General features: G+C 58.2%; 10 protein-coding genes. 7 read left to right on the forward strand and 3 right to left on the reverse strand.

The window, feature by feature from the left end; genetic code table 11:
- The 3 genes from AC3FKH_RS34185 to pcaF all read left to right on the forward strand — a co-directional run.
- A partial coding sequence (locus tag AC3FKH_RS34185; protein WP_488680088.1) for an FAD-binding protein occupies positions 1-417 on the forward strand: 417 nt, incomplete at its 5' end.
- A complete protein-coding gene (locus AC3FKH_RS34190) occupies positions 414-2,456 on the forward strand; it encodes a 3-hydroxyacyl-CoA dehydrogenase NAD-binding domain-containing protein (RefSeq protein ID WP_488680090.1) in 2,043 nt (680 codons plus the stop codon). The genes AC3FKH_RS34185 and AC3FKH_RS34190, both read left to right, overlap by 4 nt.
- Before the next feature lie 625 nt (positions 2,457-3,081).
- The gene (gene pcaF / locus AC3FKH_RS34195; RefSeq protein ID WP_488680092.1) at positions 3,082-4,284 is read left to right on the forward strand and encodes a 3-oxoadipyl-CoA thiolase; all 1,203 of its coding nucleotides are present in this window, start codon (positions 3,082-3,084) and stop codon (positions 4,282-4,284) included.
- A 184-nt stretch (positions 4,285-4,468) separates the two neighbouring features.
- Here the strand turns inward: pcaF and AC3FKH_RS34200 are convergent, their stop codons facing one another.
- Complete coding sequence (locus AC3FKH_RS34200; protein ID WP_488680094.1) at positions 4,469-4,615, reverse strand: hypothetical protein; 147 nt, start codon at positions 4,613-4,615, stop codon at positions 4,469-4,471.
- A 177-nt stretch (positions 4,616-4,792) separates the two neighbouring features.
- On the opposite strand from AC3FKH_RS34200, the gene AC3FKH_RS34205 reads away from it, so the two are divergent.
- The 4 genes from AC3FKH_RS34205 to AC3FKH_RS34220 all read left to right on the forward strand — a co-directional run bounded on the left by AC3FKH_RS34205 (position 4,793) and on the right by AC3FKH_RS34220 (position 8,890).
- Complete coding sequence (locus AC3FKH_RS34205) at positions 4,793-5,773, forward strand: Bug family tripartite tricarboxylate transporter substrate binding protein (RefSeq protein ID WP_488680096.1); 981 nt, start codon at positions 4,793-4,795, stop codon at positions 5,771-5,773.
- 35 nt (positions 5,774-5,808) lie between these two features.
- Entirely contained in the window at positions 5,809-6,840 is a 1,032-nt protein-coding gene (locus AC3FKH_RS34210) for an amidohydrolase family protein (protein ID WP_488680098.1), read from the forward strand.
- A gap of 65 nt (positions 6,841-6,905) precedes the next feature.
- On the forward strand, positions 6,906-8,018 hold the full coding sequence (locus AC3FKH_RS34215; protein WP_488680099.1) for an NAD(P)/FAD-dependent oxidoreductase: 1,113 nt from the start codon (positions 6,906-6,908) through the stop codon (positions 8,016-8,018).
- A gap of 11 nt (positions 8,019-8,029) precedes the next feature.
- The gene (locus AC3FKH_RS34220; RefSeq protein WP_488680100.1) at positions 8,030-8,890 is read left to right on the forward strand and encodes an IclR family transcriptional regulator; all 861 of its coding nucleotides are present in this window, start codon (positions 8,030-8,032) and stop codon (positions 8,888-8,890) included.
- 140 nt (positions 8,891-9,030) lie between these two features.
- Here the strand turns inward: AC3FKH_RS34220 and AC3FKH_RS34225 are convergent, their stop codons facing one another.
- Both AC3FKH_RS34225 and AC3FKH_RS34230 read right to left on the reverse strand, forming a co-directional pair.
- Positions 9,031-9,345 (reverse strand): hypothetical protein, encoded by a 315-nt coding sequence (locus AC3FKH_RS34225; RefSeq protein WP_488680102.1) that lies wholly within the window; start codon positions 9,343-9,345, stop codon positions 9,031-9,033.
- An 88-nt stretch (positions 9,346-9,433) separates the two neighbouring features.
- Positions 9,434-10,180 (reverse strand): IclR family transcriptional regulator (locus AC3FKH_RS34230; RefSeq protein WP_488680104.1); only part of this gene is annotated, 747 nt, incomplete at its 5' end.

The following is a 10,180-nucleotide window of genomic DNA, read 5'->3' on the forward strand; positions in this document are numbered from 1 at the left end:
GTTTCGCGCGAAGTGGCCAAGAACGACCGTCCGGAACTGACCGCCGCCAAGGTCATCGTCTCGGGTGGCCGTGGCGTAGGTTCGGGCGAAAACTACACCAAGGTGCTGACGCCGCTGGCCGAAAAGCTTGGCGCCGCCTTGGGCGCTTCGCGCGCGGCCGTTGATGCCGGCTTCGTGCCGAACGATTACCAGGTCGGGCAGACCGGCAAGATTGTCGCCCCTCAGCTATACATCGCCGTCGGAATTTCTGGCGCGATTCAGCATTTGGCCGGCATGAAGGATTCCAAAGTCATCGTCGCCATCAACAAGGACATCGATGCGCCCATCTTTTCTGTGGCTGACTACGGCCTGGTGGGTGACCTGAATACCTTGGTGCCAGAGCTGGTGGTTGCACTGTCGAATGGGGACAACCAATGAGCGCCAAAGTCCGCACGGAACGTATCGGCAACGTCCTGGCCATTTTCATTGACAATCCGCCGGTCAACGCCGGCTCCCTGACAGTACGTCAAGGCGTCCTCGAAGCGATTGAGACGCTGTCGTCGGTCCCGTCCTTCGTGGCGGGGGTACTAATTGGTGCTGGCAACACATTTATCGCAGGCTCCGACCTTCGCGAGTTCGGACAGCCTCTGGAGCGGCCCGAGCTACCCGCGGTAATCGCCGCCATCGAGACATGCGAGAAGCCAGTCGTGGCTGCATTGCATGGCGCGGCCCTTGGCGGTGGCTTTGAACTCGCACTGGGCTGTGACGCACGAGTCGGAAGTCGAAATCTGGTAGTGGGACTTCCCGAGGTAACCCTTGGCATGGTTCCGGGCGCAGGCGGTACGCAGCGGCTGCCACGATTGATTGGCATTCCTGCCGCTATCGACTGGGTCTGCAGCGGAAAGCGTGTGCCTGCGGAAAGCGCCTTGAAGGTCGGTGTGCTGGACCAGATTGCGGATGGTGACCTGCTGGAGTGTGCCGTCCATTACGCTCGCAACATGGGGGGGAAGCGAAGACTGCGCGATGCTTCAGTGCCAGAAGCAGAGGCCGTTGCGGTTGCCGCCGCAGAAGCGGCCGCTCTGCGGCAGGGTAGGGGGCGACCTCAAGTCGAGGCAGCAATCGAAGCAGTCAAATACAGTGCGACGCTGTCTATCGACGACGCTCTGACGAAGGAACGCGCGGTGTTCACCGAACTGCGCATGTCCAATGATGCATTCGCACTTCGCCATCTCTTCTTCTCTGAACGTGAAGCATTAAAGCATCCAGAGCTTCGAGGTGTCGAGCCTACTGAAATCGACCTCGTATCGGTGATTGGTGCCGGGACCATGGGCTCGGGCATTGCTATCGCCGCCCTCGACGGGGGGTACCGGGTAGCCTTGGTGGAGCGAAATGCGGAAGCACTTAGTCGTGGCGCTGAGAGAATCAAGAGTCACTATGACGCTCAGGTCGAGAAGGGCAAGTTATCACAATCCGAAGCAGTGGAGCGGATGGACGCACTCGAAGCGAGCCTGGAATGGAGCGCTCTAGCGCAAGCTGACCTCATAATCGAAGCTGTGTATGAGGACCTTGCAGTAAAGCAGGAAGTCTTTGCGCAAGTGGACCGCTTTGCGAAGCCGGGAGCAATTCTGGCATCGAACACCTCCTATCTGGACTTGGACGCCATTGCCAACTCGACGTCGCGACCCGCCGATGTGATTGGCCTCCACTTCTTCAGTCCTGCCAATGTCATGAAGCTTGTGGAGGTCGTCCACGGAAAGGTCAGTTCAAAGCGAGCGATTGCCACGGGAGTTGCTGTAGCGAAGCGCCTTCGCAAAATGCCAGTCTTGACAGGCAACGCCTTCGGCTTCATCGGCAACCGCATTTATGCCGCATACCGGTATCAATGCGAGCTAATGCTTGAGGACGGAGCCTATCCGCATCAGATTGATTCTGCACTCGAGAAGTTCGGATTTGCAATGGGGCCGTTCGCCGTCGCGGACATGTCTGGTCTCGACATCGCTTGGCGCATGCGACAGGCCCGTGCTCACCTTCGTGACCCGGAGGCTAGGTATGTCTCGATTCCCGACCGACTCTGTGAAATGGGAAGATTTGGACGGAAGTCGGGTGCTGGCTATTACGCCTATGACGCTAATGGCCGCAAAGCGACTGCCCCACTCGTGCATCAACTTATCGATGATGCTCGGACCGAAAAGTGCCTCACAGCACAGGCCCTGAGCGACGATAACATCGTTGAAAGAGTCTTGCTCAGTATGGCTAACGAGGCCGCTCAACTGCTCTCTGAAGGCGTGACGAGTCGGCCCAGCGACATTGATGCCGTTCTTGCAAATGGCTACGGATTTCCGAGATGGCAGGGCGGTCCGGTGTTCTGGGCGCGGCGCACGGGTCTCGCTGCGCTCAACGAGAAGATGTCGCGCCTGATGCTTGCGATTGGTCCTGGCTTCAAATGCGCTGATTTGAGCCCGTTGTTCACTGAGTGAAGCAATTTGTCGCTCCGGCTAGTGGCCGGGGCAACCCTTACATAGCCCCACGCTACGGTTCTCGCGGAAAGCACCATGAAGAAGGCGCACGCGTTTGACGGAAAGTTAAATCTACGAATGCGAACGCGGCAGCCATGCAGCAATTGGCAGTACTCCGCCCTTCTAGCGGAGGTTCGAATTCTCACGATGCGGGCCCGCCGCGAGGCAATGAGCGCGACACATTGTGACAACCAATATAGACGAATGCTACGAGGGCTTTACGAGAGGTGGGCGGAGGACGCGGAGCCATCAAGAAGAGTCGTGGTACTAGCTTCTGCCATCGAAGCTGGCGTCATTCTGGGACGGCACTTCGCTGAGATGGAGCAGCCAACTGAACTCGAAGGGCCGTGGAAAATCCTGCACCTTGCAGTCTGTCGACGCGCAAGCCGCTTCGCAGTAGCCCGCCGGTAGGAGCCAGCTGCGGTTTGATGCGCAGCGGTCCCGCCAACGCAACCACGGTGAAGGCAACGCAATCAACGAACCACTCGGCTTGATATGGGCGACTAACTCGCACGTTCGGCGAACGGAGTTATGCCGGCACCCTATCAATTCCCATTTTGAAGCTCACTTACCCCTGGAAGAAAACATGACCGAAGCTTTTATCTGTGATGCCATCCGCACGCCTATCGGTCGCTACGGCGGCAGCCTGTCAGCCGTGCGCGCCGACGACCTCGGAGCGGTACCGCTGAAGGCGCTGATGGCTCGTAACCCGAACTTGGACTGGTCGGCCATCGACGACGTGATTTACGGCAATGCGAACCAAGCCGGGGAGGACAATCGGAACGTTGCACGCATGTCGCTTCTGCTGGCCGGTCTGCCGGAATCGGTGCCCGGCTCGACCGTGAACCGTCTCTGCGGCTCTGGATTGGACGCCACGGGCATGGCCGCTAGGGCAGTCAAGTCGGGAGAGACCTCGCTCATGATTGCTGGAGGTGTAGAAAGCATGAGCCGTGCACCGTTCGTCATGGGCAAGGCCTCCAGTGCCTTTTCCCGTGATGCTCAGATTTTCGACACCACCATCGGTTGGCGCTTTGTCAATCCCGCCATGCGCGCCGCCTACGGCGTGGATTCGATGCCAGAGACGGCCGAAAACGTGGCCACTGACTACAAAATCAGCCGAGAGGACCAAGACCTCATGGCACTCCGCAGCCAGGAGAAGGCTTCGCGTGCACAAGCCGATGGCACGTTGGCGCAAGAAATCACCTCTGTCAGCATTCCGCAGAAGAAGGGCGAAGCTATCGTGGTCGAGCGCGACGAGCATCCACGTGCCACCACCTTGGAAACGCTGGCCAAACTGCGCGGCGTGGTTCGCCCTGACGGCACCGTGACCGCCGGCAACGCTTCGGGCGTGAACGATGGTGCTTGCGCACTCCTACTCGCCAATGAAGATGCCATCAAGACACACGGCCTGAAACCGGGCGCCCGCATTGTCGGCATGGCCACGGCAGGCGTGGCCCCGCGTGTGATGGGTATCGGGCCTGCGCCGGCCACCCAGAAGCTCCTGAGGCAACTCGGCATGACGCTCGACCAAATCGATGTCATCGAACTCAACGAAGCCTTCGCTGCGCAAGGTCTAGCTGTATTGCGCGAACTGGGAATTGACGACGACGATAAGCGAGTCAATCCCAACGGCGGAGCCATCGCACTGGGCCACCCGCTCGGCATGAGCGGCGCCCGTCTGGTGACCACGGCCATGTACCAATTGCACCGTAGTGGTGGCCGATATGCCCTTTGCACCATGTGCATCGGGGTCGGACAAGGCATCGCGATGGTTATTGAGCGCGTCTAAGACTTCTTCTTGGGCGGGGTGCTTCGTGCGGTTGCACGTTAGCGCATTTGAAGCAGGCCGGCCGCTTTGGGGTGGTCTGCCTTTTTTTTGCACATTCCGAATAACATCATTGGATGGTAGCGCTGTTAGTTGATGGCTTAGGCTCAACGCGCGCGATAGAGATGGACGGAACAAATGACTCAGGTCAATGGCGGAGGTAGTCGATGCTCTCACTGCTGGCCACGTCGATGGAATTCTGCAAGGCGCTGAGATTTGGCAACCCGTGCTTGAGGACAACGATTTTGCGGTCGAGCCAGGCGCTCAAGGCGCGCAAGTATTTCAGCTCAACCACGCAAGCAGCGCTGCGCTGTCGTCGCGCGCTACGTCCGCGGCGTGGTGCACACGTCTTGTTCATCTGATACAGCAAAGCCGTTTCGCGTGGTGGAACGCAGTTTAGATTTGTGTAGCCGGCCCCTAGAATCGAAAACAATCAGAGGCGGTCACTGCCCTGGCACCGGAGACAAAATTCATGCGTACATCCAAGCTGGTTCGGACAATGCTATGCGGCATCGGCGCCGCCTTGCTTTGCAAGCAACCTTTCGCTGCGACAGCAGCCTACCCGGACAAGCCGGTCAAGCTTGTCGTACCGTTCGCGGCGGGCGGGCCTGCTGATGTAGTCGCGCGCGAAATTGGCCTTGCACTGGGCAAGGAGCTTGGGCAGCCCGTCATCGTGGACAATCTCGGCGGTGGCGCCGGGCTGCCTGCCTTGAATGCAGTGACGCGAGCCACCCCGGACGGCTATACCCTGCTATTCGCTGCGTCAGGGAACATCGTAATTCAGCCGTTACTGACGAAAGGCGTAGCGGATGCTGCAAGGCGCCTTTCGCCAGTCGGCATTGTCTCGACAAGCCCGCATGTGTTGGCGGTCAGTGCAAAGCTGCCGGTTCATACCGCAGCAGAGTTGATTGCATACGCCAGGGCTAACCCCGGCAAGGTGTACTTTGGGTCCGCTGGCGTGGGCGGCCTGGCCCATCTGGCTATGGAGCAATTCAAGGCAACAGCCAGAATCGATATTGGGCACGTGCCATACAAGGGCACCTCACAAGTTGTGAGCGATTTGGTGTCCGGTGAGGTTCAGGCACTTTTCACAAGCTACCCATTCTTGAAGGGCATGATTGACAAGGGCGCAATACGAGCAATCGGCGTGACCGCGCCCTCTACATCGCCAAGCCTGAAGAACATCCCCGTAATCTCAAACTCCGGGTTGCCGGGCTTCCAGTACACCACCTGGTATGGCATCTACTCAACTGCGGGCACGCCTGCGCCAGTGACGAAGCGCCTCAATGACGCGCTCATCAGAATTGGGAGCGACAAGGTCTTGCGCGAGCGGTTAGACGCACAAGGAGTCGACCTACATGTCACTTCGGCTGAGGAATTGATTGCTCAGGCGCGCCAGGAAACAGCTCAATGGAGCAAGGTAATCCGTAGCGCAAACATCACACTGAACTGACTAGTTGCGCGGTGAACGCGATAGAAGGGAAGAGCATGATTATCGACTGCCACGGGCACTACACCACTGCGCCGAAGGCGCTTGACGACTATCGGAAGCGGCAGACAGCGAAGTTATTGGAGCCCGGGTCGCCCGCGCTGCCGCCTGACTTCACGATTAGCGATGATGAAATCCGTGAGAGTCTAGAGGAGAACCAGCTTCGTCTCCAGCGAGAGAGGGGTATCGACATGACCATCCTGTCGCCGAAGGCGAGCGCGATGGCTCATCACGTCGGCAATCAGACCACAAGCCTGCACTGGTCCCACGCGTGCAACGACCTAATTCATCGAGTCACATCGCTGTACCCGTCGCAGTTCACCGGTGTCTGCCAGTTACCACAGTCCCCGGCAAACGGGTTGGACGCTTGCATCTCGGAATTGGACCGGTGTGTGACATCGCTGGGATTCGTCGGATGTAATCTGAATCCGGACCCGTCGGATGGCCACTGGAGTGGTCCCCCACTAACGGACCGATATTGGTATCCACTGTACGAAAAACTGGTCGAGCTTGATGTGCCGGCCATGGTTCATGTGAGCTGCTCGTGCAACCGAAATTTCCACCACACTGGGGCGCATTATCTCAATGCGGATACGGCTGCGTTCATGCAGCTACTGCTGTCGGACATCTTCCTCGATTTTCCGACGCTCCGATTAATCATCCCGCATGGAGGGGGTGCCGTACCCTATCACTGGGGTCGATACCGCGGCTTGGCGCAACAGCTGGGTCGGCCGCCCTTAACTGAATTGATGCGGAACGTCTTCTTCGATACGTGTGTCTATCACCAGACTGGCATCGACCTCCTTCTGAAAGTGGTGCCATTGGAGAATATTCTCTTCGCATCGGAGGCTTTCGGTGCCGTACAAGGCGTCGACCCGGAGACCGGATTCAATTTTGACGATACGCGGCGGTACATCGACGGAGCTGTCGGCTTATCGGCCGAGCATCGGAACAAAATTTATTTCCAGAATGCGCTTCGCGTCTATCCGCGGCTAGAAGCTTGGGCCACCCGGCAATCCATGCTTACCTGAGGCGAGGGCCGCTCTTTCGTACTAGGACCGGGGACAGCCCGTCCAAACACTAGCTTGAAAAAACCATGGAACGCGTGGATTGTGTCGTGATAGGCGCAGGGGCGGTCGGAATCGCCATCGCGCGCTCATTGTCCCAAGCTGGCCGAGAGGTCCTACTGCTCGACTCGGAGAATGCCTTTGGTACCCAGACCAGTGCGCGGAACTCCGAAGTATTGCACGCTGGGTTGTCGTATGCTCCCGGGTCTTTGAAGGCGCGGATGTGCCGACGCGGGCGCGACGCCATCTACGAGTATGCGGCTGAGCGGGGTATCGGCCATAAGCGCGTTGGAAAGCTCATCGTGGCCACCAACGAGTCTGAGGTCGATGGCCTCCACAAGTACATGAAACTCGCGCGGGCCAATGACGTCAACGACCTCGAGATGCTGAATGCCAAAGGCGTCATAGCGCTGGAACCGGAACTGCAAGCGGTTGCCGGACTGTTCTCGCCGTCGACAGGCATTGTGGACAGTCATGGCCTGATGCTGTCCTACCTTGGAGACGCCGAATTGGCCGGCGCGAACCTAGTGTTGAACAGCCCTGTTGTCGGAGGCAAGGCGACAGGTGACGGTATCGAGCTTGATATTGGAGGCGCCCAACCCATTCGGCTGCTAGCGCGCACCGTCATCAATTCGGCGGGCCTGTATGCACATGAGGTGGCACGAGCAATCGAGGGGATGCCGAAAGAGCTTGTCCCGAAGGTGTACTACGCCATCGGCCACTACTACACTTTGCAAAGCCGGTCCCCGTTCGCGCATCTGGTTTATCCAGTCGCTCGTGAAGCGGCTATGCGTGTTCACGTGACGCTGGACTTGGGCGGACAGTGTAAGTTCGGACCGGACATCAATTGGCGCTCGGGGGTGGACTATACCTTCGACCTCAGCAACGCACCTCGTTTCTATGATGGCATCCGCCGCTTCTGGCCGGGCCTGCGAGATGGCACCTTGCAGCCTGGCTATACGGGTATTCGGCCGCGACTCGCAGGTCCGGAATCTCTGCATAACGCGGGTACGGATTTTGTGATACAAGGGGAGCAGTCGCATGGGGTGCGAGGATTGCTCAACCTATTTGGCATCGAATCGCCTGGGTTGACGTCATCACTCGCAATTGGTGAGTTTGTGGCCGAGATGATGAGCCAATAAGGGCTAAAGACATGGTTGCGAAGGCCAACAGTCCAAGCGTTTCAAGGAAATCGCTGGGCCCTCGCAGCGCTGTTGCTTCGGCGACGAGGGAATCTGTGACTCTGCCAGCAACCAAGACGAAGCCTTCTGCAAAGTCAGTGCCCAAGGAATTGTCGACGCGCGATACAGTCCAGGCGGTAACCAAGGCGCTTTCGCTACTAACCTGCTTCTCTGGCGACGAAGTATTTCTATCGCTGAGCGCATTGGCACGCCGCACCGGTATGCCAAAGCCCACGGCCTTGCGTTTGGCTAGAACGCTGGCAGCGGCAAGATTTCTCGTACAGCGCGAGGACGGCGCCTGGCGACTTGGTCCCGCCGCAGCCTTCATTGGGTCCCGTTATCAGGCGCAGTTCGATGTGCACGCTGTCATCGAACCTGTGCTTCAAGAACTTGCGGCCGTGTCTGGCGAGAGCGCCGCGTTCTTCATCTACGAAGAGAATGTTCGTACGTGCCTTATGCGGGCAGAAGGGCCGCGTGGACTACGACGCCATGTGCGACTGGGTGAATTGCTTCCCTTGGAGCGAGGGGCTGCGGGGAAAGTTATTCTCGCTGCGCTGGACCATCCAGGCCCTACTTATGAGGCCATCCGCGAGCAAGGTTTCTGCGTGACGCGTGGGGAGCGAAGCCCCAATGCGGCTAGCGTCGCGGTGGCTGTAAAAGGTGCTAAGGGAGTGGTACTCGGTTCAGTCAGTATCTCTGGGCCCGCCGTCCGACTGACTATCCCGAAATTGCATAAGCTAGCGCCTCATGTTTTGAGGGCGGCGGCGACGCTCAGTTTTTCGCTCAGCGGCTTGCCCGCAATTCCGATGAAGTCGACGTGGCATCCCCAATAGCGTCTACTTCCTGGGCCGGTGTGATTCGAACAGGCCTAATGTTGGTTGGATGCGATGGCATGGCAAAACAGACGTGCGGGAATCACGCTCGGCATGAAGAATACATCGGTCTCGCATACCACTCGTGTTACTCCATAATGTCATTGCTCAGCACATCGCGTCGAGAGCCAGCCAAAAAGTCTGAGTCGACGCGTGGCAGACCAGAACAGTGCCCGAAGCAGCGGGCAATCGCTGGCGATGGTATGTGCATCGTCAAGGCGTTGAACGGCTAACTGCGGACAGATATCGACTGCCGCAGCAAAGGCTAGCAGCCGAGTCCTCGGATGAATGTTGACGAGGTACCGCTGCAGCACTTCCTGAAGGACAGTCGCTTCGGTTCCGTCCTGTTCCACTGACAAAGCAGAAGCCTCCCGACGGAGGTGTTTGACGAATGCCGCGACTTCGTAGCGCAGCATCGAGAGTCCTTCCAGGGGGCGTGTCTCTGTGCGTACTAGTCTATTGGGCTCGGACGGTAGCATGGACCCTTACTGTCCGAATAACCAGTCACTTAACTGGACGACGGATGGGAAACCGTGCACTAAGGTGCTCCACCGCAAGTTCCTTCATCAGTCGGTAAATAAGCTCTCGCTGTTTCGCAAGGTGCCGTGTAGGACCTGAGACGCCCAAAGCAGTCGGCGGCTGACCAGGTCTATTGGGCAGCACGATTGCAATCGCGCAGGCGTCGGCCGTCACCTTGTCACTGTACGCATAGCCCTGTGTCCTGATGGTTTCAAGGCTGCGAACTAGGTTCGCGTGGGAAATGGGACCTTCAGGGTCAATTTTCTGTTCATTAATCCTGTCGACCAGTCTCTTGACTCGCTCTGGAGATTGCTGGGCCAGCAATGCGAGACCGACCGCGCTGCGGCACATGGGGCGCATCATGCCAGGGCGCAGGTAAAAGCGCAGCAGTTCTTGTGATTGGACAGTATGAACATACTGCGCATGCATGCCATTCTGAAGCGCCAGCATAACAGTCTCGCCAGTCTCCCGTTGCAACTGGTTCATTAGGGCGACAATCACACCATCCTGAAAGACACGGCCATGAATCCAACCCCCGAGCAGGGCGACTCGAGCAGTGGGTATGTACTGCTTGTCCTGCTCATCTAAAGTGACGTAGTCCAGTGCTCTCAAACTCTGGAGCAACGCCATCGTGCTTGACCTTGGATAGCCTAATGTGTCGGCAACCTCGGAAAGGGTCAGTGGCCGCTGTAGCCGGTCGAAGAGCTCGAGAATCTCGATAATTCGGATAGC

It is taken from the genome of Cupriavidus sp. 21MJTG02-4, from assembly GCF_057798975.1.

Excerpts from the sequence above, each read along its gene's own strand:
- AC3FKH_RS34190 (WP_488680090.1), top strand. The coding sequence starts at position 414 with ATGAGCGCCAAAGTCCGCACGGAACGTATCGGCAACGTCCTGGCCATT.
- AC3FKH_RS34205 (WP_488680096.1), top strand. The coding sequence starts at position 4,793 with ATGCGTACATCCAAGCTGGTTCGGACAATGCTATGCGGCATCGGCGCC.
- pcaF (WP_488680092.1), top strand. The coding sequence starts at position 3,082 with ATGACCGAAGCTTTTATCTGTGATGCCATCCGCACGCCTATCGGTCGC.
- AC3FKH_RS34210 (WP_488680098.1), top strand. The coding sequence starts at position 5,809 with ATGATTATCGACTGCCACGGGCACTACACCACTGCGCCGAAGGCGCTT.
- AC3FKH_RS34225 (WP_488680102.1), bottom strand. The coding sequence starts at position 9,345 with ATGCTGCGCTACGAAGTCGCGGCATTCGTCAAACACCTCCGTCGGGAG.
- AC3FKH_RS34215 (WP_488680099.1), top strand. The coding sequence starts at position 6,906 with ATGGAACGCGTGGATTGTGTCGTGATAGGCGCAGGGGCGGTCGGAATC.
- AC3FKH_RS34220 (WP_488680100.1), top strand. The coding sequence starts at position 8,030 with ATGGTTGCGAAGGCCAACAGTCCAAGCGTTTCAAGGAAATCGCTGGGC.